The 25,956-nt window shown below is 68.4% G+C and carries 24 protein-coding genes and 1 pseudogene; 16 read left to right on the top strand and 9 right to left on the bottom strand.

What is annotated here, in order from left to right:
- Window positions 1-2: 2 nt before the first annotated feature.
- The gene (locus tag BGO20_RS00175; RefSeq protein ID WP_291665077.1) at window positions 3-4,844 is read right to left on the bottom strand and encodes an NAD-glutamate dehydrogenase; all 4,842 of its coding nucleotides are present in this window, start codon (window positions 4,842-4,844) and stop codon (window positions 3-5) included.
- Window positions 4,845-4,956: 112 nt separating this feature from the next.
- Here BGO20_RS00175 and BGO20_RS00170 point away from each other — a divergent pair, with 112 nt between their 5' ends.
- Window positions 4,957-5,574, top strand: a complete 618-nt coding sequence (locus BGO20_RS00170) for a peroxidase-related enzyme (protein ID WP_465245975.1) — start codon at window positions 4,957-4,959, stop codon at window positions 5,572-5,574.
- Window positions 5,575-5,891: 317 nt separating this feature from the next.
- The gene (locus BGO20_RS00165; RefSeq protein ID WP_291665076.1) at window positions 5,892-6,260 is read left to right on the top strand and encodes a DUF2794 domain-containing protein; all 369 of its coding nucleotides are present in this window, start codon (window positions 5,892-5,894) and stop codon (window positions 6,258-6,260) included.
- Between the two features lie 9 nt (window positions 6,261-6,269).
- Here BGO20_RS00165 and BGO20_RS00160 read toward each other — a convergent pair whose 3' ends face one another.
- The 4 genes from BGO20_RS00160 to BGO20_RS00145 all read right to left on the bottom strand — a co-directional run bounded on the left by BGO20_RS00160 (window position 6,270) and on the right by BGO20_RS00145 (window position 11,181).
- Window positions 6,270-6,803, bottom strand: coding sequence for a GNAT family N-acetyltransferase (locus BGO20_RS00160; RefSeq protein ID WP_291665074.1), 534 nt, complete (start codon window positions 6,801-6,803; stop codon window positions 6,270-6,272).
- A gap of 92 nt (window positions 6,804-6,895) precedes the next feature.
- Entirely contained in the window at window positions 6,896-7,669 is a 774-nt protein-coding gene (locus BGO20_RS00155) for a Bax inhibitor-1/YccA family protein (protein WP_291665072.1), read from the bottom strand.
- A gap of 219 nt (window positions 7,670-7,888) precedes the next feature.
- A complete protein-coding gene (locus BGO20_RS00150; RefSeq protein ID WP_291665071.1) occupies window positions 7,889-10,477 on the bottom strand; it encodes an ABC transporter permease in 2,589 nt (862 codons plus the stop codon).
- 2 nt (window positions 10,478-10,479) lie between these two features.
- Entirely contained in the window at window positions 10,480-11,181 is a 702-nt protein-coding gene (locus BGO20_RS00145) for an ABC transporter ATP-binding protein (protein ID WP_291665069.1), read from the bottom strand.
- 138 nt (window positions 11,182-11,319) lie between these two features.
- On the opposite strand from BGO20_RS00145, the gene BGO20_RS00140 reads away from it, so the two are divergent.
- The 4 genes from BGO20_RS00140 (at window position 11,320) to BGO20_RS00125 (ending at window position 14,057) form a co-directional block, all read left to right on the top strand.
- Window positions 11,320-11,928: an arylesterase gene (locus BGO20_RS00140; RefSeq protein ID WP_291665067.1), complete on the top strand. Its 609-nt coding sequence runs from the start codon at window positions 11,320-11,322 to the stop codon at window positions 11,926-11,928.
- 80 nt (window positions 11,929-12,008) lie between these two features.
- Complete coding sequence (locus BGO20_RS00135; protein WP_291665065.1) at window positions 12,009-13,064, top strand: aldo/keto reductase; 1,056 nt, start codon at window positions 12,009-12,011, stop codon at window positions 13,062-13,064.
- Window positions 13,065-13,188: 124 nt separating this feature from the next.
- Window positions 13,189-13,764, top strand: coding sequence for an RNA 2',3'-cyclic phosphodiesterase (thpR, locus tag BGO20_RS00130; protein WP_291665064.1), 576 nt, complete (start codon window positions 13,189-13,191; stop codon window positions 13,762-13,764).
- Entirely contained in the window at window positions 13,761-14,057 is a 297-nt protein-coding gene (locus BGO20_RS00125; protein ID WP_038358149.1) for a 4a-hydroxytetrahydrobiopterin dehydratase, read from the top strand. The genes thpR and BGO20_RS00125 overlap by 4 nt, the downstream gene beginning before the upstream one ends.
- 6 nt (window positions 14,058-14,063) lie before the next feature.
- Here the strand turns inward: BGO20_RS00125 and BGO20_RS00120 are convergent, their stop codons facing one another.
- A complete protein-coding gene (locus tag BGO20_RS00120; RefSeq protein WP_291665097.1) occupies window positions 14,064-14,723 on the bottom strand; it encodes an RluA family pseudouridine synthase in 660 nt (219 codons plus the stop codon).
- A 157-nt stretch (window positions 14,724-14,880) separates the two neighbouring features.
- On the opposite strand from BGO20_RS00120, the gene ftsY reads away from it, so the two are divergent.
- From ftsY to BGO20_RS00100, 4 genes are all read left to right on the top strand, one after another.
- Window positions 14,881-16,149 carry a signal recognition particle-docking protein FtsY gene (ftsY, locus tag BGO20_RS00115; protein WP_291665062.1) on the top strand — a complete coding sequence of 423 codons (1,269 nt, stop codon included), beginning with the start codon at window positions 14,881-14,883 and terminating at the stop codon, window positions 16,147-16,149.
- Between the two features lie 29 nt (window positions 16,150-16,178).
- On the top strand, window positions 16,179-16,790 hold the full coding sequence (locus BGO20_RS00110; RefSeq protein ID WP_440141543.1) for a septation protein A: 612 nt from the start codon (window positions 16,179-16,181) through the stop codon (window positions 16,788-16,790).
- Between the two features lie 68 nt (window positions 16,791-16,858).
- Complete coding sequence (locus BGO20_RS00105) at window positions 16,859-17,272, top strand: MbcA/ParS/Xre antitoxin family protein (protein ID WP_291665060.1); 414 nt, start codon at window positions 16,859-16,861, stop codon at window positions 17,270-17,272.
- Entirely contained in the window at window positions 17,266-17,979 is a 714-nt protein-coding gene (locus BGO20_RS00100; RefSeq protein ID WP_465245976.1) for an RES family NAD+ phosphorylase, read from the top strand. Before BGO20_RS00105 ends, BGO20_RS00100 begins: the two co-directional genes overlap by 7 nt.
- 3 nt (window positions 17,980-17,982) lie before the next feature.
- Here the strand turns inward: BGO20_RS00100 and BGO20_RS00095 are convergent, their stop codons facing one another.
- Window positions 17,983-18,768: an SDR family NAD(P)-dependent oxidoreductase gene (locus BGO20_RS00095; protein ID WP_291665058.1), complete on the bottom strand. Its 786-nt coding sequence runs from the start codon at window positions 18,766-18,768 to the stop codon at window positions 17,983-17,985.
- A gap of 180 nt (window positions 18,769-18,948) precedes the next feature.
- On the opposite strand from BGO20_RS00095, the gene BGO20_RS00090 reads away from it, so the two are divergent.
- Window positions 18,949-19,323: a YkvA family protein gene (locus tag BGO20_RS00090; protein ID WP_291665056.1), complete on the top strand. Its 375-nt coding sequence runs from the start codon at window positions 18,949-18,951 to the stop codon at window positions 19,321-19,323.
- 3 nt (window positions 19,324-19,326) lie between these two features.
- Here BGO20_RS00090 and BGO20_RS00085 read toward each other — a convergent pair whose 3' ends face one another.
- The gene (locus BGO20_RS00085; RefSeq protein ID WP_291665055.1) at window positions 19,327-20,301 is read right to left on the bottom strand and encodes an NADPH:quinone oxidoreductase family protein; all 975 of its coding nucleotides are present in this window, start codon (window positions 20,299-20,301) and stop codon (window positions 19,327-19,329) included.
- Between the two features lie 190 nt (window positions 20,302-20,491).
- Between BGO20_RS00085 and BGO20_RS00080 the strand changes: the two genes are divergently transcribed.
- From BGO20_RS00080 to BGO20_RS00070, 3 genes are all read left to right on the top strand, one after another.
- The gene (locus tag BGO20_RS00080; RefSeq protein ID WP_291665053.1) at window positions 20,492-21,100 is read left to right on the top strand and encodes an invasion associated locus B family protein; all 609 of its coding nucleotides are present in this window, start codon (window positions 20,492-20,494) and stop codon (window positions 21,098-21,100) included.
- A 126-nt stretch (window positions 21,101-21,226) separates the two neighbouring features.
- Window positions 21,227-22,456, top strand: a complete 1,230-nt coding sequence (gene rlmN / locus BGO20_RS00075; RefSeq protein WP_291665051.1) for a dual-specificity RNA methyltransferase RlmN — start codon at window positions 21,227-21,229, stop codon at window positions 22,454-22,456.
- Window positions 22,457-22,462: 6 nt separating this feature from the next.
- The gene (locus BGO20_RS00070) at window positions 22,463-22,945 is read left to right on the top strand and encodes a hypothetical protein (protein WP_291665050.1); all 483 of its coding nucleotides are present in this window, start codon (window positions 22,463-22,465) and stop codon (window positions 22,943-22,945) included.
- A gap of 3 nt (window positions 22,946-22,948) precedes the next feature.
- On the opposite strand, the gene ggt is transcribed toward BGO20_RS00070, so the two are convergent.
- Window positions 22,949-24,685, bottom strand: a complete 1,737-nt coding sequence (gene ggt / locus BGO20_RS00065) for a gamma-glutamyltransferase (protein WP_291665049.1) — start codon at window positions 24,683-24,685, stop codon at window positions 22,949-22,951.
- A gap of 127 nt (window positions 24,686-24,812) precedes the next feature.
- On the opposite strand from ggt, the gene BGO20_RS00060 reads away from it, so the two are divergent.
- Together BGO20_RS00060 and BGO20_RS23600 are read left to right on the top strand one after the other, a co-directional pair.
- Window positions 24,813-25,415, top strand: coding sequence for a LemA family protein (locus BGO20_RS00060; RefSeq protein WP_291665047.1), 603 nt, complete (start codon window positions 24,813-24,815; stop codon window positions 25,413-25,415).
- 4 nt (window positions 25,416-25,419) lie between these two features.
- Window positions 25,420-25,956: pseudogene (locus tag BGO20_RS23600) on the top strand (TPM domain-containing protein); the annotation flags it as partial.

Raw genomic sequence — 25,956 nt, 5'->3', positions numbered from 1 at the left:
TTTCAGTGCCTGCGCGGCAGATCGGCGAGCATGCCGGCCGCGACCATCAGCTTCGGCAAGGTCAAGCCCGAGGCGACGATGGCGCTGACCGTGCTGCGGGTGCGCTCGGCCTCGCCGCCGCGTTCGGCCAGCCAGCTTTCGAGCGAACCCTTGGCCGCGCCGGAGCAGGCGATCTCCCGGGTGATCTGCGCATGGGCGTCGTCCAGCGTCTCCAGCGCCCTCTCGCGGGCCAGGCGCTCGTAATCGTCCGTCGCCGGCACGGCGGCGGCCGCCGCCTTGAGATTGGCCAGGCCGAAGAACGCGTCCACGCCGAAATGGATGCGGGCGACGTCGCCGATGCGGCGCTTGCCGTCCTCGGCGATGTCGACGATCTCGGTCGCCTGCGCGAGCGAGGGCAGGCTGGCGACGCGGGTGGCGAGCACCTCGGGCACGCCTTCCGCTGTGAGGACGGCGATGCGGGCGAGCCGGGCCTGTGCCGCCGCCTCCGGCAGCAATGCGTCGAGCTCGGCCGAGAGATCGGCAACGCCCTTGGCGTAGTGCGCGATGGTCTGCTCGATCGCGCCGGGCCTGGCTGCGCCGCGCCGCAGGAACCAGCCCATGCGGTCGACGACGAGTTCTTGCGCGGCGCCGTAGAGGCCGAGCTGCGTCCTGCCGGGAATCCTGGCATCGAGCGCGTCGATCTCGCCGTTGAGGCCGATCAGGTCGAAGGAATCGCGGGCGATCGCATAGGCGGCGGCGATGGCTGGCACCTCCGAGCGGGTCAGCGCGGCCAGCACCGGCACGAGGGCCGGGCCGCCGCGGTTGACGATCGCGTTGGCGAGCTGGGTGGCGACGATCTCGCGGCGCAGCCTGTGGCCGGCAATCGCGTCGGGATAGGCGTCGCGCAGCGCCCTCGGGAAGTAGCGGACGAGCTCGGTCGCGAGATAGGGATCGTCCGGCACGCTCGATTCGAGCAGCGCATCGTGAAGCGCCAGCTTGGCATAGGCCAGCAGGACCGACAGCTCCGGCCGCGTCAGGCCCTCGCCGCGCTTCTCCCGCTCGGCCAGCTGGGCATCGCTCGGCAGGAACTCGACCGAGCGGTCGAGCCGACCCTCCTGCTCCAGCGTCTGCATCAGGAAGCGCAGGCCCGGCGTCGCCGCGACGCCCTTGGCCTCGGTGAGCGAGAGGGCCAGGGTCTGCAGATAGTTGTTGCGCAGGACGAGCAGGCCGACCTCGTCGGTCATCGCCGCGAGCAGGGCGTTGCGCTTGTCTTCGGCGAGGCGCCCGTCCTTGACCGGCCCGGCCAGCGCGATCTTGATGTTGACCTCGACGTCGGAGGTGTTGACGCCGGCCGAGTTGTCGATGGCGTCGGTGTTGAGCTTGACGCCCTTGCGAGCGGCCTCGATGCGGCCCCGCTGGGTGACGCCGAGATTTGCACCCTCGCCGATGACCCTGGTCCGCAGATCGGCGCCGGTGATGCGGATCGCGTCGTTGGCACGGTCGCCGACCTGGGCATCGGTCTCGTCGGAGGCGCGGATATAGGTGCCGATGCCGCCGAACCAGAGCAGGTCGACGCGCGCCTTCAGGATCGCGGTCATCAGCTCCGGCGGCGAGACCTCCTTCTGGTCGAGGTCGAGCAGGGCGCGGACTTCCGGAGAGAGCGGGATGCTCTTGGCCTGGCGCGAGAAGACGCCGCCGCCCTTCGAGATCAGGCTCATGTCGTAGTCCTGCCAGGAGGAGCGCGGCAGCGCGAAGAGGCGCTGGCGCTCGGCCAGCGAGGTCACCGGGTCCGGATCGGGATCGAGGAAGATGTCGCGGTGGTCGAAGGCCGCGACAAGCCGGATCGCCGGCGAGAGCAGCATGCCGTTGCCGAAGACGTCGCCCGACATGTCGCCGACGCCGGCGACTGTGAAGGGCGTCGTCTGGATGTCGACGTCGACCTCGCGGAAATGGCGCTTCACCGCCTCCCAGGCGCCGCGGGCGGTGATGCCCATGCCCTTGTGGTCGTAGCCCTGCGAGCCACCCGAGGCGAAGGCGTCGCCGAGCCAGTGGTGCTTCTCCAGCGAGATCGCGTTGGCGGTGTCCGAGAAGGTCGCGGTGCCCTTGTCGGCGGCGACGACGAGATAGGGGTCGTCCCCGTCATGGCGCACGGTATCCGGCGGCGGCACGATGGTTTCGCCGTCGAGATTGTCGGTGAGCTCCAGCAGGTTGCGGATGAAGATGCGGTAGCTCTCGGTGCCCTCCGCAAGCCAGGCGGCGCGGTCGGAGGCCGGCGGCAATTGCTTCGGCACGAAGCCGCCCTTGGCGCCGACCGGCACGATGACCGCATTCTTGACCTGCTGAGCCTTGACCAGGCCGAGCACCTCGGTGCGGAAATCCTGCGGCCGGTCCGACCAGCGCAGGCCGCCGCGCGCCACCTTGCCGAAACGCAGATGGATACCCTCGACGCGCGGAGAATAGACGAAGATCTCGTAGAGCGGGCGGGGCAGCGGCAGGCCGTCGACCCGGGCGCAGTCGAACTTGAAGGTGATCGTCTCGCGCGGCAGGCCATCGGGGCCGAGCTGGAAGAAATTGGTGCGCAGCGCCGCGTCGACCAGGTTGACCAGGCGGCGCAGGATGCGGTCCTCGTCGAGGCTGGTGACGGCGTCGAGCGCGTCCTCGATCTCGCTGCGCTTCTGGGCCATGCGCTGCTCGCGCTCGTCGGCCTTGATGCGCGGATCGAACTTGGCGGCGAAATAGCCGACCAGACCGGCCGCGATGCCGGCATGGCGGGTCAGGGCATCGGCGATGTAGCCCTGTGCATAGGGCGCTCCGACCTGGCGCAGATAGCGGCCGAAGGCGCGCAGCAGCGCCGCCTCGCGCCAGCCGAGGCCGGCGGCGAGCACAAGCTGGTCGAAGCGGTCGGATTCGGCGAGGCCGCGGAACTGCGCCATCAGCGCCGCCTCGATCGTCGGATCGAGTTGCTCGATGTCGATCTCGCCGTCGTCGGCGCGCTCGAGCGTCATGTCGTGCAGCCAGGTGCGGGCGTTCTCGGGCGCGCCGCCCTGGCCCTGCGGCATCACGTTGAAGGTCCGCTCGTTGACGACGCGGAACCCCATGTTCTCGAGCAGGGGCACGCGGGCGGAAAGCGAGATCGCGCCGCCGCGCGAGAACACCTTCAGATTGGCGCGGGTCGCGGGGTCGCCCTCGCGGCGATACAGGTTGACGGCGCGGGGTCGCTCCTCCGAGAGCTGCTGAAGCATCTCGATGTCGATCAGTGCGTCGTCGGCCGAGAAACGCTCGCGATAGGCCGCACCGAAGGCGGCGGCATAGCGTTCGGCCAGGGCGCGGGCGGCAGGGCCGGACTTCTCGCGGTCGAGCGCATCCTTCAGCCCGTCGCTCCAGGTCCGGACGATCGCGCCGATGCCGGCCTCCAGCGTGGCGCGGTCGATGCGCGGGGTTTTGCCCTCGTCGCGTCCGATGATGTAGTGGGTCCGCGAGAGCGGCCCTTCCGGATAGGCCGGATAGGCGGCCGAGAGGCGGCCGTTGTAGATTCGGGCGAGGAATTCGCCAACCCGCTGGCGCACCGTGGTGTCGTAGCGATCCTTCGGGATGAAGACGAGGATCGAGACGAAGCGATCGAACTCGTCGACCCGGGCGAGCGCCCGGATCCGGGGCCGTTCGGTGAGCTGCAGGATGTCGAGGGCGAACTGCTCCAGCGTCGGGGCGTCGACCTGGAACAGCTCGTCGCGCGGATAGGCGTCGAGCACGTTCATCAGCGCGCGGCCGGAATAGCTCGCCGGGTCGAAGCCGATGTTCTTGGCGACGCGCGCCACCTTGAGGCGCAGATAGGGAATGACCCGGGCCGAGCCGGTATAGGCGTTGGAGGTCAGCAGGCCGAGGATGCGCAATTCGCCGTCGAGGCGCCCGTCCGGCGTGAACAGCTTGACCCCGACATAGTCGAGATGGACGTGCCGGTGGACGCGGCTCTTGACGTTGGCCTTGGTGATGATGAGCGCCAGCGGCCGCGCCAGGAAGGCGCGCACCTCCGGCGTGGTCGTCACCAGCTCGCGGCCGCGGCGCAGGACCTTGACCGCGGGATCGCGCAGGATGCCGAGGCCGGAGCCCTCGATCGGGTCGGCGGCGACGTCGCCGCCCGGGAAGCGGTAGGCGCGCACGCCGAGCAGGGTGAAGTTGTCGCCGGCGATCCATTCGAGGAATTGCAGCGCCTCGGCGATCTCGTCCTCCGGAAGCGGCGGCGGGTTGGCGCGGTAGGCCTGGATCACCTCCGTGATGCGTCCGCGCATCGCCGCCCAGTCGTCGACCGCCAGCCCGACATCGGTATAGACACGCTCCAGCGCGAGCTTGAGCCGCTCGCGCGCCTCTGCCGAGTCGATCCGGTCGAGATGGATATGGATCAGGCTCTCGCGGCGTGTCCCTTCCGGGGCGCGGCCGGTCGCCTCGCCGGCCAGCGAGACGAACTTGCCCTTGGCGTCGCGGGCGACGGCAAGGATCGGATGGGCCACGAGGCGCGGCTCGTAACCCTGCTCCTGCAGCTCGGCGAGAGTGGAATCGAGCAGGAACGGCTTGTTGTCGTTGACCACCTCGAGGATGGTGATCTGGTGATCGCGCCCATCCGTGCCGAACTCGTCGTCGCGGAACCGCAGATTGATGGTTTCGGGCTTGCGCGGCTCGGTGAGGTGCTCATAGGCGGCGGCGGCGGCGCGCGCGAGCAGTGCTGGCGGCAGCGCCTCGAGATCCTCGGCGACGGAGCGGCCGTAGAGCAGCCTGGGGAACTCGGCCGGCATCGCCGCCTTCAGGCCCGATGCGGCGGTCTCAATCGCGGCAACGGCCGTGGCCGTGGCATTCGTTACCCGCTTGCCCATGCTAACCCCCGTTGTTTTGCCGCAGCGATGACATAGGCTGCGCGGCCTTTCAACTTTGCCTTGCTCAACAAAGCGGCAAAAATGCCGCTCGCGATAGAGGACGGGACGCACCATGGCGACGAAGCATGACAAACCGAAGGTCGGCGAGGAGCCGGCACGGCAGGATGCGCCTCCGGCCGTGATGGCGCTCGATCTCAAGCCTGGAGCACTCTCTCCCGAGAACCGGGCCTATTTCGACAAATGCCAGGAGAAGCTCGGCTTCGTGCCCAATGTGCTCCTTTCCTACGCCCATGACGACGCCAAGCTCACGACCTTCGCCGCCTTCTACAACGATCTGATGCTGGCGCCCTCCGGCCTGTCCAAGCTGGAGCGCGAGATGATCGCGGTTGCGGTCTCCAGCGTGAACCGCTGCTATTACTGCCTGAGCGCTCATGGCGCGGCCGTGCGCCAGCTCTCCGGCGATCCCGTGCTGGGCGAGCTGATGGCGATGAACTATCGGGCGGCGAATCTGTCGGCACGGCACCGCGCCATGCTGGATTTCTCGGTGAAGCTGACCGAGACGCCGCATCTCATCGGCGACGACGACCGGGAAGGGCTGCGCAAGGCGGGGTTCGGCGAGCGCGACATCTGGGACATCGGCGCCGTCGCGTCCTTCTACAACATGTCGAACCGGATGGCCTCGGCCGTCGATATGCGGCCCAATGCCGAGTATCACGGCCAGGCGCGCTGACGACCCGGCCCAAAAAGAAAAACGGCCGGCGAAACGCCAGCCGCTAGTTGGCCTCGATTGAACGGCCCGGCCCCACCGAACTCCGGGGGGCTGGGGGGCTGACAAGCCGGCGTCCGAAGGGACCGGGCCATCGAGGCAACACCGGCAGTTGAGCCCCGCAGTTTGGCGGGTCCTTGACCTGTTGACGGCGAAATTGCGGCATTTCCCACGAAGCCGCGAGGAGCGGCCGCGGCTGCGTCCCTTGCCAGCGCAGGATCGCGGGCGCATCATCCGGCGATGTCTGATCCGGGGTTCACCGATCGAAGCGGGGAGGCGCCATGAGCGAAAGCGAAACGCCGCAATCGCAGGGTGCCGGCGCCGTCCTGGCCTTTCCGGCGCCGGTCCGCTCCAGCACCGTCACATTCGATCGGCGCGAGCTTTCCGAACTGCTCAACCTCTATGGCCGCATGGTCGCGGCGGGCGAGTGGCGCGACTACGCCATCGACTTCCTGAAGGACAAGGCGCAGTTCTCGGTCTTCCGCCGCTCCTCCGAGATGCCGCTCTACCGGATCGTCAAGGACCCTGCATTGGCACGGCGGCAGGGCGCCTATTCGGTCGTGGCCGCCACGGGGCTGATTTTGAAGCGCGGTTCGGAGCTCTCGCGGGTTCTCAAGGTGCTCGACAAGACGCTCAGCGTGGTGGGCTGACGGCTCCGCTCAGGCCGGTGGGGTGCGGTCGCCGTCCCCGAGCTCCTTCTGCATCAGCATCTGGTCGAGCCAGCGGCCGTGCTTGAAGCCGACCTTCTCGGCGATGCCGATCAATCGGAACCCGGCCTTCTCGTGCAGGCGGCGCGACCCGACCGAGGCGCCGGTGCCGTCGCCGATGACGGCGATCATCTGGCGAAAGCCCCGGTTCGTGCAGTCCGCCATCAGCGCCTCCAGGAGCCGGCCGCCCAGCCCGGTGCCCTGCGCAGCCGGGGCGACGTAGATCGAGTTCTCGACCGTGGCGCGATAGGCCGGGCGCGGACGATAGGCGCCGGCATAGGCATAGCCCAGGACAGTCCCCGCTCCCTCTGCAACGAGATAGGGATAGCCGCCCGTCAGGGTCGCTTCGAGGCGGCGCAGCATCTCGGCTTCGTCCGGCGGGGCGAGTTCCCAGGAGGCTGTGCCGTGCAGCACGGCGTGAGTGTAGATCGCGGCGATGGCGGGAATATCGGCGGGCGTGGCCGGGCGGATCGAGGGCGTCGTCATGCCTGCAGGTTGAGCAACGCCCGTGCCAAAAGAAAAGCCCCGGCCGCGGGGCCGGGGCTCGCTTTGGGCATGACGCCCGCTGGCTGGCGCGCTCAGCGGCGGTCGCCGAGCAGGGTGATCAGCATCTGGAACATGTTGATGAAGTTCAGGTAGAGCGACAGAGCGCCGTTCACCGAGAGCTTCGCAGCCGATTCCGGATCCAGGTTGGAGTAGAGATACATCTCCTTCAGGCGCTGGGTGTCCCAGGCGGTCAGGCCGGCGAAGATCAGCACGCCCAGCACCGAGATGCCGAAGGACAGCGCGCTCGAGGCCAGGAACAGGTTGACCAGCGAGGCGATGATCAGGCCGATCAGGCCCATGATCAGGAACGAGCCCATGCCGGAGAGCGACTTCTTCGTAGTGTAGCCGACGAGGCTCAGCGCGCCGAAGGCGGCCGCCGTGATGAAGAAGACGCGCGTGACCGAGGCGCCGGTGAAGACGACCAGGATCGACGACATCGAGACGCCCATCACCGCCGCGAAGGCGAAGAACATGGTGCGCGCCGAGGAGGCGCTCATGCTTTCCGCCTTGAACGAGAAGAGCATGATGAAGGCGAGCGGGGCCAGCATCACCACCCATTTCAGCGGGCTGAGATAGATCGCCTGGCCGAGCGCGGTCAGGCCCGTGATCTTGCCGTCGGGCGTGAAGCCGGCGATCGCCAGCATCGAGATGCCGAGCGCGGCCAGGCCGGTGATGCCGAGGCCGATCGCCATGTTGTTGTAGACGCCGAGCATGAACGAGCGCAGGCCCTGATCCATCTCGACGGCGCTGGTCTGCTGTGCGCGGCCGGCACCCCAGACTGGAGCATTGCGGTCGAAGTTGCTCATTAAGAGACTTTCCCCTGACGTTGTTTCGGACGACGACAGGCGCGCAGGCACCGGCCGTCCTCGCGCACGAAAGTCGCGATGACCGGAATATGAGGCGCTTTCCGGCTTCTTACAAGAGCCCGCCATGGTTAAGCCCTGTCGAGCGATAGAAGTTCGGTCGGCAGACTATGCAGAATTACAGGATTTTAATGTCTATCTTCCGCGGTCTGCAGATAGTCATCATAAATTCCTGAGATGAGAAGCCGGCGCTTTCGACAGTATTTTTATCGTCCCGGCGAGCCCAAACAGGATGGTGACCGCTATCGCAGCAGTCGCAGCCAGTAACGCGCCTGTCGGATCACTGACGAAATCGATGCGCATCACTTGCGTGACGACGCCCCATCCGGCGGCAGTACCCGCGACAACGCCAAACAGGGCGGCGACGAGGCCGATGGCGGCGTATTCAAGGGCGTACGACGAAAGTATGAAGCGGCGGGTCGCGCCGAGGGTTTTGAGGATCATCGCGTCATAGAGCCGCGCCCTCTGGCCCGCGGCCAGAGCGCCGCCCAGGACAAGCAGGCTTGCGGTGATGGCGAGGCCGGAGGCGCCGCGGATCGCGGTGGCGAGCTGCTCGACGATGGTGTTGACCGCCTCCAGCGCGTCCTTGACGCGGACGGCGGTGACCGCGGGGAATTCGGCCGCGAGCCGGCGCATCAGGACAGGGTCGCTGGCGCCGTCGCCGTTGGGCGCGGCGGTGATCGTGGCGAGATCGGTATGCGGCGCGCCCGCGAAGGTGTTGGGCGAGAACACCATGACGAAATTGATGCCGAAGGAGCGCCAGTCGATGGTGCGCAGATTGGCGACGCGGGCGGTGATGCTGCGGCCGAGCACGTTGACGGTCAGCCTGTCGCCGATCTTCAGGCCGATGCCGGCGGCGTTCTGGGCGTCGAAGGAGACGAGCGGCTCGCCCTTGTAGCCGGCCGGCCACCATTCGCCGGCCGCGAGCCGCGAACCCTCGGGGAGCGACGCGGCATAGGTGATGCCGCGGTCGCCGTCGAGCACCCAGGCGGATTGCTCGCTCGCCTTGATGTCCTCGGCGCGGGTGTCGTTCACCGCGAGGATGCGCCCGCGCATCATCGGCACGCGCTCGACGCCGGCGCCGGGGCGTTCCCTGGCGAGGAAGGCGTCGAACCGGGCGGAATCGCGGCTGGGGATGTCGAGGAAGAAGAAGCTCGGCGCCTTGGCCGGCAGCGCGCCGGTGAGCTGGCGCGTCAGGCTGACATCGATGAAGGACAGGGCCGAAAGCAATGCGACGCCGAGCCCGAGCGACAGCACCAGCGAGGGCGTCAATGCACCCGGGCGATGGCTGTTGGCGATCGCCATTCGCAGCGCGGGGCTGTGCGGGCGCGGCAGACGGCGGGCCAGCGCCATCAGCCCGGTCGAGACCCCGCGCAGCAGCAGGAAGACGCCGAACATCACGCCGATATAGATCAGCGCGATGCGCCGATCGTAGGCGAAGCCGAGCGCCACGCCGACAAGCCCGGCCAGCGCCAGCAGGCAGAGCACGAGGTAGACCGCGCGCGGGCGGCGGGGATCGGGCTCGACCTGGTCGCGGAACAGCGCCGAGACCGGCACGTCATGGGCGCGGCCGAGCGGGATGATGGCGAAGACCAGCGCCGTCAGCAGGCCGTAGAGCGCGGCGACGGCAAGCTCGCCCGGCGCCAGCGTTGGCTCGAAGGGCACCGGCAGGATGCTCTGCAGGACGGCGCCGAGCGCGAAGGGGGCGGCCGCGCCGAGGACAAGGCCGATCGCCGTACCGAGGCTGGCGACCAGCATCACCTCGGTCAGGTGGATCGCGACGACACGGCCGCCGGTGGCGCCGACCGCCTTCAGGGTGGCGAAGTCGAGCTTCTTGGCCTCGACGAAGCGGCGCACGGCATTGGCGACGCCGACGCCGCCGACCAAAAGGGCGGTGAGGCCGACCAGCGTCAGGAACTGGGTGAAGCGTTCGAGATTGCGCTGGAAGCTCGGCGCCGCATTGGCACGGGAGCGGATCTCCCAGCCCGCGTCGCGCTGCTGTGTCCCGGCCGCGGCGATCAGCCTCTCGAGATCGGCGTCGCTCGATGCGGCCGCGGGAAGCTGGAGGCGGTAGGTCCAGCGGATCAGGCTGCCGGGCTGGATCAGGCCGGTCGCGCGCAAGGCCTCTTGCGAGATCAGGAGCCGCGGGCCGAAGCCGACGCCCGCGGCGATCTTGTCGGGCTCGGAGACGAGATTGGCGCGAAGCTGGATTTTTGCGCCGCCGACGGTGACCGTGTCGCCGGGCTTGAGGTCGAGGCGGCCGAAGAGGATCGGATCGGCGACCGCGCCGTAAGTGCCATCGTGCTGCGCGAGCAAGCCGGCGACCGGCTGTTGCGGGTCGGTTTCGACCGCGCCGATGCTGGGATAGCCGGCATCGACCGCCTTGATCTCGACGAGCGCGGCGCCCTTCTCGCCGGCGCTGGCCATGGCGCGCAGGGTGGCGATGGTCGAGACCGTGCCGCGCGCGGTCAGAAAGGCGAGCTCCTGCGGCGTCGCCTCGCGCTGGATCAGGCTGAAGGAGGCGTCGCCGCCGAGAATGCGCCGGCCTTCCCGTGCCAGCCCCTCGGTGAGGCCGCGCGAGGCGGAGGCGACGGCGGCGATGGTCATGACGCCCAGCGCCAGACAGGCGATGAAGACGCCGAAGCCGCGCAGGCCGGCGCGCAGGTCGCGCAAAGCCAGCCTCAGGGCCAGACCGGGGCCGAAAGAGGGGCGGAGCGACGGGCCGTCGAGCGGCTTGACCGGAGCATGCATCGTCAGATCGCCGCCATGGCGTCTTCGGTCTCGATCACGCCGGAGCGCAAGCGCACGGTGCGGTCGCAGAGTTCGGCGAGCGCGAGGTCGTGGGTGACGAGCACGAGGGTCGCGCCGCGCTCGCGCTTCAGGGCGAAGATCAGGTCGACGATCGAGCGGCCCGTCGTCTCGTCGAGATTGCCGGTCGGCTCGTCGGCGACGAGGATCGCGGGGTCCGGCGCGACGGCGCGCGCGATGGCGACGCGCTGCTGCTCGCCGCCCGAAAGCTGGGCCGGGTAGTGGTCCATGCGATGGCCGAGCCCGACATTGCGCAGTTCCGCCTCGGCGCGGGCGAAGGCGTCCGGGTTGCCGGCGAGTTCCAGCGGCAGCGCCACGTTCTCGCGCGCCGTCATCGTGGGCACGAGGTGGAAGGACTGGAAGACGATGCCGATGCGCCGCCCGCGGAAGACGGCGAGCTCGTCCTCGTCTAGCTTGCCGAGATCCTGCCCCGCGACCCGCACAAGGCCGGAATCGGGGCGCTCCAACCCCGCCATCGTCATCAGCAGGGTCGACTTGCCGGAGCCGGAGGGGCCGACGAGGCCCGAGGCTTCGCCATCGGGCAGCGACACCGAGACACCTTTCAGGATATGGACGCGGGCCGGTCCACGCCCCAAACTCAAGTGTACATTCTGCAACTCGATCGCCGGGGCGGCCTTCTCGCTCATCACGCCATGATCCTGACTTCGCATTCCATCCCCGTCGCGGCCGGGACCTTGCGCCGATATGGGCTTGGTTCCGGACTTGTCCAATCGCTTGCGGCGATTTTTGCACTGATCGCGCTTGTCCTGACGGGGGCCGCTTCGATGGCTCAGGCCCAGACCGCTACCCCGCCGGCGCCGGCCGGAAAGAGTCTCAAGCTCGTGGCCTTCGGCGATTCGCTCTCCGCCGGTTACAACCTCCCGGGCAGCGCCGCCTTCCCCGCCGTTCTCGAGGACGCCTTGCGGCAGAAGGGGGTTCCTGTCGAAATCGTGAATGCCGGGGTCTCGGGCGACACCACGCAGGGCGGCCTCGAACGGCTCGACTGGTCGGTGCCGGACGGGACCGACGGCGTCATCCTCGAGCTCGGGGCGAACGACGCCTTGCGCGGCGTCGACCCCACCCAGACCCGGAAGGCGCTGGAAGCGATGATCGCGCGGCTCAAGGAGCGCGGGATCCCGGTGATGCTGGCCGGCATGCTCGCTCCGCGCAATCTCGGCACGGATTATGCGAAGCGCTTCGATGCGATCTATCCGGAGCTTGCCGAGATGCATGATCTGGTGCTTTACCCCTTCTTCCTGGAGGGGATCGCGGGTGACCGCGCGCTGAACCAGGCGGATGGGCTCCACCCCACGGCCGATGGCGTCAAGGTCATCGTCCGCAACATCCTGCCGACGGTCGAGCGCTTCATCGCGACGCTGCCCGCCAGATCCTGATCCGCCTCCGGCTACCCCGGGGACGAATCCCAGACCTTTCCTTTGCCGCCTGCCGGCACCGCCTCCGGAGTTGCTGTCCCATGGAATATCGCCGTCTCGGGCGCACCGATCTCAAGGTCTCGGTGATCTGCCTCGGAACCATGACCTGGGGCGAGCAGAACACGGAGGCCGAAGGCCACGCCCAGATGGACTACGCCGTCGAGCAGGGCGTGAATTTCTTCGACACGGCCGAGCTCTACGCGATTCCGCCGAAGCCGGAGACGCAAGGCTCGACCGAGCGGATCATCGGGAGCTGGTTCAAGGCGCGCAAGAACCGCGACAAGATCATCCTGGCCTCGAAGGTCTGCGGGCGCGGCGGCAATACCTGGTTCCGCGACGACCAGAGCCCGACCCGCCTCACCCGCAAGCAGATCATGGAGGCGGTCGACAAGAGCCTGCAGCGCCTGCAGACTGACTATATCGACCTCTACCAGATCCATTTCCCCGAGCGGCCGATGCCCTGGGGCTCGAACCCGACCCGCTTCTCGCACGCAGCCTATGAGAAGCCCGCCGACGAGACCTCGATCCCGGAACAGCTCGACGCCTTCGCCGAGGCGGTGAAGGCCGGCAAGATCCGCCATCTCGGTCTCTCCAACGAGAGCGCCTGGGGCACGATGCGCTTCGTCGGTGATTCGGAGATGCGCGGCACGCCGCGCGTCCAGTCGATCCAGAACGCGTATAATCTCCTGAACCGCACCTTCGAGACGGCGCTGGCCGAGGTCGCGATCCGCGAGGATGTCGGGCTCCTCGCCTATTCGCCGCTGGCGCAGGGCTACCTCACCGGCAAGTATCTCGACGGGGCCCGGCCGGCGGGCGCCCGCACGACGCTGTTCAACCGCGGCCAGCGCTACGAGGGTGCGGGCACCGAGGAGGCGATCAGGCGCTATATCGCGATTGCGCGCGAGGCCGGGCTCGACCCGGCGCAGATGGCGCTCGCCTTCGTCAATTCGCGCGATTTCGTCACGGCCAACATCATCGGCGCGACCTCGCTGGAGCAGCTCAGGACCGATATCGCCTCGATCGACGTCAAGCTGACGCCGGAGATCGAGGCGAAGATCGACGCGGTGCACCAGCTCGTCGGCAATCCCTGCCCCTGATCGCGGTGCCGGATGATCATGCCCGGCGTCGGCCGGGCATGAATGCGGGTGAAAACTGGTTCCCTTGAGCCGGCTTCGCGCCTACCGTCTCGCCAGAGTCACAATCGCTTGGCAGGAATCGATCATGCCGAGGCTGTTCATCGCTCTGGAAATCCCCGCCGATGTCGCAACCGAGCTGACGCTGCACCGCGGCGGCGTGTCGGGCGCCCGCTGGATCGACCCGCCCGACTATCACGTCACGCTGCGCTTCCTCGGCGACGTCGACCGGCGCATGGCCAACGATGTCGACCACATGCTGTCCGATCTCGGCGCCTATCCCTTCGAGGTGACGCTCGATGCGCTCGGCTCGTTCGGCGGCGACAAGCCGCGGGCCCTGTTCGCGCGGGTGGCGCCGTCCAAGGCCCTGACCGATCTGCAGACCGATATCGAACGGCAGATGCGCCGGATCGGACTGCCTGCGGAAGGGCGCAAATTCGTGCCGCATGTCACGCTGGCGCGGCTGCGCGACACGACTCCGGTCGAGCTGGCGCATTTCCTCAGCCTGCATCCGATCATCAGGCCGATTACCTTCACCGCGCGCCGGGTCGCCCTGATGTCGTCGCGCGATTCGATCGGCGGCGGTCCCTATGTCCTGGAGGCCGCCTATCCGCTCGGCCCGTCCTACCCGAATCGCCTGCCGAGGGAGGTTCAGCGGCGATGACGAGACCCAAGCGGCTGAGCCCCGAGGCCCAGGCGGAGGCGCTGGCAACCCTGACCGGCTGGAAGCTGGCGCAAGGACGCGAGGCGATCAGCAAGCGCTTCGTCTTCCGTGATTTCAGCGAGGCCTTCGGCTGGATGACGCGGGTGGCGCTGCTGGCCGAGGCGGCGAATCACCATCCGGAATGGTCGAACGTCTACCGGACGGTGGATGTGACGCTGGCGACCCACGACGCGGGCGGCCTGACCGAGCTAGACGTCAAGCTGGCGCGGGCGATCGACGCGCTCGGGAATTGAGCGGGTTCAGCCAGTCCACCCGCAAGCCTTGAGCGCCGCCAGCATGTGCGGCGGCGGCGGCGCCTCGACATGGATCGGCTCGCGCTTGCGATAGAGCGGCACCGTGATCGCACGAGCATGAAGCTGGAGCCCGGGGCCGCCCTCGCGCGGCGCGGCGCCGTAGATCTCGTCGCCGAGCATCGGCCAGCCGGAAGCCTGGCAGTGAACCCGCAATTGATGGGTGCGCCCGGTCAGCGGCTCCAGGGCGAGCCAGGCGAGCGGCCCCTCGGCCCCCTGCCCGCGACCCAGCACGCGGTAGCCTGTCTGCGAGGGCAGGCCGGCAGGGTCGACCTTCATCCACCAGCCGCGGTCCGGGGAGCGGCGCGCCAGCGGCAGATCGATCAGGCCTTCGTCGTCCGCGGGTGCGCCCTGCACGATCGCCCAGTAGGTCTTGCCGATGCGGCCATCGCGAAACATCTGGTTGAGCTCGGCCATGGCGCGAGGATGACGACCGAGCACGAGGCAGCCGGAGGTGTCCTTGTCGAGGCGATGCGCCAGTTCCGGCCGGCGCGGCAGGCCGAAACGCAGCGCATCGAGATGGTCGGTCAGGACAGGTACTTCGCGGCGCTTGGCCTGCGGGCCGCGATGGACCGGCAGGCCTGCAGGCTTGTCGATGACGAGCATCATGGCGTCGCGATAGAGCAGCGGCACCGGCAATGCGGGGTCGATCTGCGGTGGCGGCTGCGAATTTTCTGGTTGAACCGGCTGAGCCATGGCATTGCGCTAGCGAAGCCGGCCCGGCGGCGCAACCCGAGACAGCCGCCGAACCGAAGACAGGATGGCGATGAGCGAGACCGAACCGAAGAAACGCGGCTTCTTTTCGAGGCTGTTCGGACGTGACGAGGACGCGGCCAAGCCGGCACAGACCCCTGAGGCGGTTGTTGAACAGGCGCCGGAGCCTGTCGAAGAGCTGAAACCGGAAGGCGAGGAGGGCGTCGCTCCACCGGCTGCCAAGCCAGAAGCTTCCGTCGTCGAGACGCCGGCCTCGGAACCGCTTGCGCTACCCGCTTCAGTCGAAAGCGCCCCGCTACCTGTGGAGCCGGAACCGGAGTCCGAGGTTGCCGTCGCTCCGCAGGCCGAGTCTGCCGTCACTCCAGAACCTGCTCCCGCACCCGTGCTCCAGCCGAAGCGGAGCTGGTGGCGCCGGCTGACGGAGGGGCTGTCGCGCACCTCCTCGGCGCTGACGACGGGGATCACCGACCTCTTCACCAAGCGCAAGCTCGATGCCGGCACGCTGGAGGACCTCGAGGATATCCTGATCCAGGCTGATCTCGGCCTCGCCACCTCGGCGCGGATTGCCAGGGCGGTCGGCGAGGGCCGCTACGACAAGCAAATCGATCCATCGGAGGTGAAGGCGATCCTGGCGCGCGAGGTCGAGACGATCCTGACGCCCGTCGCCCATCCGCTGGCGATCGATGCCACGAAAAAGCCGTTCGTGGTGCTGATGGTCGGCGTCAATGGCTCCGGCAAGACCACGACGATCGGCAAGCTCGCGGCGAAGTTCCGCGCCGAGGGCAAGTCGGTGATGCTGGCGGCCGGCGATACCTTCCGTGCCGCGGCGATCGAGCAGTTGCGCGTCTGGGGCGAACGCACCGGGGCCGAAGTCGTCTTCGGTCAGCAGGGTGCGGATGCCGCAGGCCTCGCCTTCGAGGCCCTGCAGAAGGCCAGGACGAACAGTACCGACGTGCTGCTGGTCGACACGGCCGGGCGGCTGCAGAACAAGCAGGGGCTGATGGACGAGCTCGCCAAGGTCGTGCGCGTCATCCGCAAGCAGGATGACAGTGCTCCTCACGCGGCGCTGCTCGTGCTCGACGCTACCGTCGGCCAGAACGCGATCTCGCAGGTCGAGGCTTTTCGCGAGACGGCGGGTGTCACCGGGCTCGTCATGACCAAGCTCGACGGCACCGCGCGGGGCGGCATCCTGGTGGCTCTGGCGGCGCAGTTCGGCCTGCCGGTGCATTTCATCGGCGTCGGCGAGGGCGTCGAGGATCTGGAACCGTTCTCGGCGCGCGATTTCGCCCGCGCCGTGGCGGGATTGGGAGAAGCGGCGTGAGCGAAGGCGGAAGCGAGACGGCGCGGACGATTCCCGTCGAACCCAAGGGCAGGCCGGTTCATCCGCTGCTCAAGCTGGCGCTGGAATTCGGGCCGCTGGCGATTTTCTTCTTCGCCAATTCCTATGGCGACCGGCTGTTCCATGTCGCCGAGGACCGGCGCATCTTCGTGGCGACCGGGATCTTCATCGCCGCCTCGCTGCTGGCGCTGGCGCTGTCGCGGGTGCTGATGGGCTATCTGCCGCGCATGGCGATCGTGAACGCCATCGTCGTTACCGTCTTCGGCGGGCTGACCTTGGCGCTGGACGACGCCTTCTTCATCAAGGTCAAGCCGACGATCGTGAACGCGCTGTTCGGCTGCGTTCTGCTCGGCGGGCTCGTCTTCGGCCGCTCGCTTTTGTCGCTGGTGCTGGAGACCGTCCTCCAGCTCGACGCGGAGGGCTGGCGCAAGCTGACCTTCCGCTGGGGCCTGTTCTTCTTCGTGCTGGCGGCGCTGAACGAGGTGGTCTGGCGCACGCAGACCCAGGATTTCTGGGTCGCCTTCAAGGTCTGGGGCGTGATGCCGCTGACGATGCTGTTCGCGCTGGCGCAGACCCCGCTGATCCTGAAGCACGAGATCAAGCCGGCGAAGATCGAGGAATAGCTGCAACAAGTCCTCTCTTGCCATTTGGCAAGATCATCTCCATTTTACGCCAAATGGAGATGATTGCCATGAGCGCCCTGCTGCGCGTCGAGACCGCCCAGCGCGATTTCGTTCCCGACCCGATCAGTGACGAAGAGGCGGCCGCGATGTTCCGCGCCGCCGTCAACCTGTTCCGGCTCTGGCGCATCACCGACGAGGAGGCGGCGGTGCTGATCGACCTGCCGGCGCGAACCTATGCCCGCTGGAAGGCCGGCGGCGTGGGGCGGATCTCGCGCGACGGCAAGGCCCGGCTCTCGAACCTGATGGGCATCCACAAGGCGCTGCGCCTGATCTTCGCCGAGCCGCAGCGCGGCTATGACTGGATCAAGCGCCCCAACAGCGATTTCGGCGGGAAATCGGCGCTTGCCGTCATGCTCGGCGGCGAATTGACCGACCTGATGCGGGTGCGGCGGCTGCTCGATGCCGAGCGGGGCGCCTGGTGATCGACCCGGCAAGCCTGCCGGTCGCGGAGATCGAATGGCGCGGCGCGGTCCGGATCATCCGCAGCATCTTTCCGCCGATCGACCTATTCGAGGATATCGCCGATCCCGCCGACTGGCCGCTATTGATCGCGGCTGAACAGAAGACCAATCCGCGCCTGATGGAAACCATCGGCAATCTTGATCTCGTGCCGCCAGGGCGGCGGGTGTCGGGGCCCGGTGCGAGCTGGCTGATGGCGCCCTTCACCCATGTCAGCCGCGATCGGCCGAGCCGCTTCAGCGACGGCGGCTTCGGCGTGCTCTATGCGGGAAATCGCTTCGAGGTCGCTCTGCTGGAGACGGTGCACCATCACGGCCGCTTCATGGAAGCGACGGCGCAGCCGCCCGGCTGGACCTCGCAATTCCGCGAGATCGTGCTCGATATCGATGCCGGGCTGCACGATCTGCGCGGGCTGAGCGAGGCGGCGCCATTGCTCGACCCGGTCGACTATGCGCAGAGCCAGCAGCTTGGCGAGCGGCTCCACGATGTCGGCTCGGACGGCGTGATCTATCCGAGCGTGCGCTGCCCGGGCGGGGAATGCGCCGGGCTGTTCCATCCCGACCTCGCGAGCCATCCGGTGCAGGGCCGGCATCTCGACTATCACTGGAACGGCGAGCGGGTGGATCTCTACCGGGACCGCACCGCCGGCGAGGTCTACCGCATCGTCTGAAGCCTATTTCGGCGCCAGCCGGATCGCGCCGTCGAGGCGGATCGCGGTGCCGTTCAGCATGTCGTTCTCGATGATGCTGCGGGCGAGGGCGGCGTATTCCTCCGGCCGGCCGAGGCGCGAGGGGTGCGGCACCGAGACGGCGAGCGAGGCTTTCGCCTCCTCGGGCAGGCCGGCGAACATCGGCGTCTCGAACAGGCCGGGCATGATCGTGACGATGCGGATGCCGAGCTGGGCGAGGTCCCGCGCGATCGGCAGCGTCATGCCGGCGACGCCGGCCTTGGAGGCGGCATAGGCCGCCTGGCCGATCTGGCCGTCCTCCGCCGCGACCGAGGCCGTGCAGATGATGACGCCCCGGCCGCCATCGGCGGTGACCGGCTCGAGCCCGGCCAGCGCCGCGGCCGATTTCGCGATGATCCGGAAAGTACCGACCAGGTTGATAGCGATCGCCTTCTCGAAGGTCGCCGTGTCGTGGGCGATCAACTCGCCGGTGTCGCGCTTCTTCGAGACGATGCGGCGGCCGGGCGCGATACCGGCGCAGTTGATGATGATACGGGCAATGCCGTGGGCGGCGCGGGCCTTGGCCAGGGCTTCGTCGACGGAAGCCTCGCTGGTGACGTCGCAGGCGCAGAAGACGCCACCGATCTCGCTGGCGACAGCCTCGCCGCGCTCGGCGTTGAGATCGAGCAGCGCGACCTTGACGCCCTGGCCCGCCAGCATCCGGGCCGTCGCCTCGCCAAGGCCGGAAGCGCCGCCGGTGACGATGGCGGCGAAGGAAGAATCGAGTTTCATGGGCGCATTTCCCGTCAATCTTGTTCTGCCAGCCGGTTTAGAGGGCGTCTCGCGTCGTTCCAAGCGGGTTTTGCGACCGGCCTCTTGTGCAGGATTGCGGCGAGGCCATCTTTCGACATGGCGCGGCCATCCAGGTCGCGCGATCATCGGCGTCACCGGATGCCAGGGAGCAAGACAGGAATGAGCCAGGGGTTCAGCGCCCGCTTCAGCCGCGAGGAGATGGAGGCGATCCGCAAGAGCCTGCGCGACGAAACCAGGTTCGGGGCCGACTTCATGGTCCGGCTGAAGCGCGTCGCAAAGCGTATTCCCTTTGCCGAGGATCTGCTGGCGGCGTGGTTTTGCGCCCGCGATCCGGCGACGCCGCGGCGCGTCAGGCTGACGCTGCTCGCAGCGCTCGGCTATTTCGTGCTGCCGATGGACGCGATCCCCGACATCATGCCGCTGATCGGCTTCACTGACGATGCGGCGGTGATCGCCGCGGCGATTGCTGCGGTAGCCGGCTCGATCAAGCCCGAGCATCGCGAGCGGGCAAAGACGACGCTCGCCGGCCTGTGAGGCTCAGAAGGTCAGCACGACCTTGCCTTTGGCCTGGCGGTTGCCGATCAGTGCATAGGCTTCCGCCCAACGCTCGACGGGAATGGCGGCGTGGACATGGGCGCGGATATGCCCGCCGGCCGCCCAGCCCAGCAGGCGCTCCATGTTGCGGCGATGGGCGGCCGGCTCGCGGGCGACGAACTCGCCCCAGAACACGCCGCGCATGTCGCAGCCCTTCAGCAGCAGCAGGTTGAGCGGAATCTTCGGGATGGCGCCCCCGGCGAAGCCCACGACGAGATAGCGCCCCTCCCAGGCCATGGAGCGCAGCGCCGGCTCGGCCAGATCGCCGCCGACGGTATCGTAGAGCACATCGACGCCGCGGCCTTCCGTCACGCGTTTGAGGGCGGCGCGGATGTCGTGCGCTTGGTAGTCGATTTCCTCCTGAGCGCCGTGCTCGCGGGCCAGCGCGAGCTTGTCCGGCGACGAGGCACAGGCGACGACATGGGCGCCCAGCAGCGCGCCGATCTCGACCGCGGCGAGCCCGGCGCCGCCCGAGGCGCCGAGGATGGCCAGGGTTTCGCCCGCCTTCAGCCCGGCGCGCTGGATCAGCCCGTGCATGGCGGTGCCATAGGTGACGAAGAGACCGGCCGCCTGCGCGTCCGAGAGCTTTTCTGGCACGCGGACCAACGCTTCGGCGGGGACCGCGACCTTTTCCCGCGCCGCGCCGAAGCCGAGCCAGGCGGCGACGCGCTCGCCCAGCTGCCAGCCGCTGACGCCCTCTCCGATCGCCGCGATGGTGCCGGCGCATTCCGCCGAGGGCGAGAAGGGCAGGGCCGGCTTGGTCTGGTAGCGACCCTGGATGATGAGCGTGTCGAAGAAGTTCAGCGCCGCGGCGCTGACGGCGAGCACGACCTCGCCGGGGCCGGGCACGGGCTCCGGCAGGTCGCGGATGGCCAGTTCCTCGGCCGGGCCGTGATGTTCGCAGAGAAGGGCTCTCATCGCTTTTCCGTCGTCACTTGTCCGGGGCGGGATCGTGCCACGCCATGCCGCGCGGCGCGACGGCCCGGCGCACCGGGCTCATTCGCATTTTTGCCAGGATCGTGACACTCTATGCCGCCGCCCCGCGCGGTCCATTCCAAGAACTGGTGGTAAACGCGGTATTAAGATTTTTAGTGACTGATGGCGGTCCATGATCAACTCGTTCCTTCCTCTTCGCGTCGTCGCCGTTTCCCGCTTTGCCGTCGCGCTCGGCCTGAGCGCGGGCATGCTGGGCCTTGCGGCTCTGCCGGCGCAGGCCGCTCCCGCCAAGCCGAAGCCGGCTACCGCGGCCGCCGCCGCCGCGAGCAATTCCGGCCAGGGACAGGCAATGCTGCTGGAGACAGCGGGCAAGTGGCAGGCCTTTTCGTCGCAGCAGGGCCGCTCCAAGGTCTGCTACGCGCTGTCCAAGGCGGAGACCCGTTCCCCGGCCAACCTGAAGGATGTCGAGGGGCTGCTATTCGTCTCGAGCCGGCCGGGCGAAGGCGTCCGCAACGAGATCAGCTTCGTCATGAACTTCGACGTCAAGGAAGGCGTCGAGCATCAGGCGGTGATCGGGAACGAGCATTTCGCCCTGGTCGCCAAGGGCAAGAACATGTGGCTGAAGAATCCGGCCGAGGAGCCGCGCATGCTCGATTCGCTGCGGCGCGGTGCAGGGCTTGAGGTCAAGGCGACCTCCAAGCGCGGCAACCCGACCAGCGACAAGTATTCGCTGGCGGGGTTGACGCAGGCCGTGAAGCGGGCCGAGGACGCTTGCAAGTAAGGATGCCACGGGGGCGGGCGAACCGGCCCTCGTGCCCGGCGGGAGCGCCGGGATTTCCGGTTTGATCGCGATTGTGCTAGGAAACCGGCGAAAGCCGCCCTCCATGCCGGCGACGACAGAGCTCCGATGACCGAGACCGTTTCCGAAATGGCCGCCCCTGCGGCCGATGGCGTTTTGCGGCGCCCTTCCCTGGTCGGGCGCACGCGCGCCGGCCTGGGCGATGCGCTGGCCGAGATCGGCGTGCCCGAGAAGGAGCGGCGCATGCGCGTCGGCCAGCTCTGGAACTGGATCTATCACTACGGGGTGCGTGAATTCGACGCGATGACGACGATCGGCAAGGGCCTGCGGGCCCAGCTCGCCGAGCGTTTCTCGCTCGACCTGCCCGAGGTCACGGCCGAGCAGGTCTCGACGGACGGCACGCGCAAATGGCTGCTGCGCATGCCGTCGACCGGCCCGCATGACCGTGGCGCCGAGATCGAGTGCGTCTATATTCCCGAGGTCGACCGTGGCACGCTCTGCGTCTCCAGCCAGGTCGGCTGCACGCTGACCTGCACCTTCTGCCACACCGGCACGCAGCGCCTGGTGCGCAACCTCAAGACCGAGGAGATCGTCGCGCAATTGATGGTGGCGCGCGAGCGGCTCGGCGATTTTCCCAACCGCAAGGCGCCGGACGGCGCATTCGTGCCCAATGACGGCGGGCGATTCGTCTCGAACATCGTCTTCATGGGGATGGGCGAGCCGCTCTATAATTTCGACGGGGTGCGCGACGCCATCGACGTGATCTCGGACGACCAGGGGCTGTCACTCGGCCGCCGGCGCATCACCGTCTCGACCTCGGGCGTCGTGCCGCAGATCGGCCCGCTCGGCGAGGAGATGGGCACGATGCTGGCGATCTCGCTGCATGCGGTGCGCGACGACCTGCGCAACGAGCTGGTGCCGCTGAACAAGAAATACCCGATCAAGGACCTGCTCGAGGCGTGCCGGAATTATCCCGGCCTGTCGAACGCGAAGCGCATCACGTTCGAATACGTCATGCTCAAGGGCGTGAACGATTCCGATGCCGAGGCGCGCGAGCTCGTGCGCCTGCTCAAGGGCATCCCGGCCAAGATCAACCTGATCCCGTTCAACCCCTGGCCCGGCACCAGATACGAATGCTCGGACTGGGACCGGATCGAGCGCTTCTCCGAGATCGTCTTCCGGGCCGGCTATGCCTCGCCGGTGCGCACCCCGCGCGGGCGCGACATCCTCGCCGCCTGCGGCCAGCTCAAGAGCGAGACCGAGAAGCTGTCCGCCCGGGCCCGGCTGATGCTGGAGCAGGACGAGGCCGGGGCCACCCCGGCCGTCGCGGCGGAGTAGCCTCGCTTGGCGCTGCGCTGGCTGCTGCTCATCCCCTTCGCCTGCCTCGTCGCGATGGGGTCGGGGCTGTTCTTCCTGACGGCTGCCAGCATCGCCTCGCCGGCGGTCGCACTGCTGATCGGCGGCGGCATCGAGCGGCTGCTCGACATCGTCTTCGGCCTGGCCGAAAGCGGTGTCGACCCGACGCCGGCGGCACAGGCCGCCCTCGCGCTGATCGCGCGGCTGGGCCTGTCGATCATCGTCGTGCCGGTGGTGCTGGTCGCGATCGGCTCGGAACTGTTCCGGCTGCGCGGGCTTTTGGTCCAGAGCGGTCTCACCGGCCTGCTCGCAGCCCTGCTGCCGCTCGCCATGCTGAGGCTGGCGCGCGCGCCGAGCCCGGCGGAGCTGCAGATCATCTCGGGGCTCTTCCTCGTCGGGGCAGCGACCGGCTTCGTTTACTGGCTGATCGCCGGGCGCGAGGCCGGCGGCGACCGGCCGGCCCGGTCCTGAAGCTCAGTCCCCGATCGCCACGCCCTCGCGCCGTCCGTCCGCGCCACCGAGGAAGCCTTCCGGCGTCTTGACGATCACCTGGGTGCCCGAGGTCATCTCCATGAGCTGGACCTTGTGGCCCCTGGCTTCCAGCGCGGCCTTCCAACCCTCCGCCTCGGTGCCCGCCTCAAGCTCGGTCGGGCCGTTGCGGCTGCCGAAATTGCCAAAATCGGCCGCTTGCTGCGGATCCATGCGCCAGTCGAGCAGGGCGACCAGCGTCTTGGCGACAAATTCGATGATCTGGCTGCCGCCGGGCGAGCCCGCGACGGCATAGAGCCGGCCGAAGGCGTCGAAGACGAGCGTCGGCGCCATCGAGGAGCGCGGGCGCTTGCCGGGCTCGACCCGGTTGGCGACCGGTTTGCCGTCCTCCTCCGGCGCGAAGTTGAAATCGGTCAGCTCGTTGTTGAGCAGGAAGCCGCCCTTGGTCATCAGATGGGAGCCGAAGCCGCCCTCGATCGTCGTGGTCATCGCGACGGCGTTGCCCGCGGCATCCACCACCGAGATATGACTGGTGCCGTGCTCGACACCCTCCGAAGGGGCGAGCAGCCCGGCGCGGCGATGGGGCGGCTCGCCCGCCCGGGCCTTGCCCATGGAGCGGTCCGGAGCGATCAGCGACGCGCGCGAGCGGATATAGTCCCGGTCGATCAGGCCGCGCACCGGCACGGCCAGGAAGGCGGGATCGGCCAGGTAGAGGTTGCGGTCGGCGAAAGCGAGCCGGCCGGCCTCGCTGAGCCAGTGGGCGGCTTCCGGTCCGGGGCCCATTCGCCTGAGATCGACGCCTTCCACCGTGCCCAGAATCTGCTGGATGGCGACGGCGCCGGAACTCGGCGGGCCCATGCCGCAGAGCCGCCAGACCCGGTAGGCGCCGCAAACGGGCTCGCGCTCCTCGACCGTGTAGGCGGCGAGATCGGCCAGCGTCATGTCGCCGGGATTGGTCGGATGTTCCGCCACGGTCGCGACGATGTCCTCGGCGATCGGACCCTTGTAGAGCGCCTCCGCGCCCTGCGTCGCAATGGCGCGAAGCGTCGCGGCGAAGGCGGGATTCTTCAGGACGGTCCCGACCGCCTTGGCCCGCCCGTCCGGTTCGTAGAAATAGGCGGCGGCGCGCGGATTCTTCGGCAGGTCCTTGTCCCCGGCCAGGAGCCCGTTGAGGCGTGGCGAGACCGCGAAGCCGTCTTCGGCCAGCTTGAGCGCCGGGGCAACGAGGTCCGTCCAGGGCAGCTTGCCCCAGCGGCGATGCGCTTCCTCCAGCAGTTTCAGCGTGCCGGGCACGCCGACCGAGCGGCCGCCGATCACCGCCTCGCGGAACGGCATCGGCTTGCCGTCCTTCAGGAAACGGTCGGGCCGTGCCGCGGCGGGCGCGGTTTCGCGCCCATCCAGTGTCGAGACCTTGCGGTTGGCTTCGTCCCAATGGACCAGGAAGGCGCCGCCACCGATGCCGGAGCTCTGCGGCTCGACCAGATTGAGCACCAACTGGATGGCGATCGCGGCGTCCGCGGCACTGCCGCCGGCACGCAGGATATCGCGCCCGGCCGCGGCGGCGAGCGGGTTTGCCGCCGCGGCCATGAAGCGGCGCGCCGTGGTCTCGACCTTGGCCGTGCGGCCGCTGCCGGCTTCCGGCGCCGGCGCGAGAGGCTGGGCGGCCGCGAATGGCGCGGCGAGCAGGGCGGCTGACAGGGCAATCGACGGGATCAAGCGCATGATGGCCTCCGGCTGTTCGGCGTCACGATAGGCTATTCGTCGCGGCCTGACAGCTTGGTGCGGCGCGGCGCGACGGGTAAGGTTCCGAATCGACAGCAACGCATCGATGCCAAAAGGGGTTTTCGGCATGACGTTCTCCGCCCAGCTACGCCGCCCGCTGGCCTGGCTCGCGCTCGGCCTCATCGGCATTGCCCTCGCCGGCTGCGGCTACAACAACGTGCCGACGCTCGAGGAGAAGGCCAAGGCGGCCTGGTCCGAGGTGCAGAACCAGTACCAGCGCCGTGCCGACCTGATTCCCAACCTCGTCGAGACGGTGAAGGGCTATGCGGCGCAGGAAAAGGACGTGCTGACGGCGGTGATCGAGGCCCGCGCCAAGGCGACGCAGGTCAAGGTCGATGCCTCGACGATCAGCGACCCGGCCAAGTTCAAGGAATACCAGGACGCGCAGAACCAGCTCACCGGCGCGCTCGGGCGGCTGCTCGTCACCGTTGAGCGCTACCCCGACCTGAAGTCGAACCAGAACTTCCTGGCGCTGCAGTCGCAGCTCGAAGGAACGGAGAACCGGGTCGCGGTCGCACGGCGCGACTACATCCAGGCCGTCCAGGCCTACAATACGGAAATCCGGACCTTCCCGGGCGTGATCTGGGCCAAGCTGTTCTGGGGCGCCAAGCCGATGGAGACCTTCACCGCCACGGCCGGGGCCGACAAGGCGCCTAGCGTGAAGTTCTGAACCCGTGACGACCTTGCCGGGAGAGGCGTGGAGCAGCTCTCTTCCGCGGCGCGGGAGAGAGCCCGCCTGGGGCGCATTCCTGCTGATCCTGCTGCTTGCCTCGTTGTCCTGGCTGGCGCCGGCGCTCGCGGCCGAGCCGAGCTATCCCGTGCTCTCCGGCCGCGTTGTCGACGACGCCAACATCATCGCGCCGGAGGCGCGCCAGCGCATCGCGGACAAGATCAAGGCGCATGAGGACAAGACCTCCGACCAGATCGTCGTCGCGACCGTGCCGTCACTGCAGGGGCTGAGCATCGAGGATTTCGCCAACGGCCTGTTCCGGCACTGGCAGCTCGGCCAGAAGGCGAAGAACAACGGCGTGCTGCTGATCGTGGCGCCGCAGGAGCGCAAGGTCCGCATCGAGGTCGGTTACGGCCTCGAAGGTGCACTGACCGACGCGCTCTCCAAGGTCATCATCACCACGGCGATCGCGCCCAAGTTCAAGGCGGGGGATTTCGCCGGCGGTATCGAGGCCGGAGTCGATGCGATCGTCACGATCCTG

Origin of the sequence: Allobosea sp. 67-29 (assembly GCF_001898115.1) — a bacterium.
In the GTDB taxonomy this organism is placed as follows: domain Bacteria; phylum Pseudomonadota; class Alphaproteobacteria; order Rhizobiales; family Beijerinckiaceae; genus Allobosea.
This window is presented reverse-complemented; position numbering and strand designations above follow the sequence as displayed.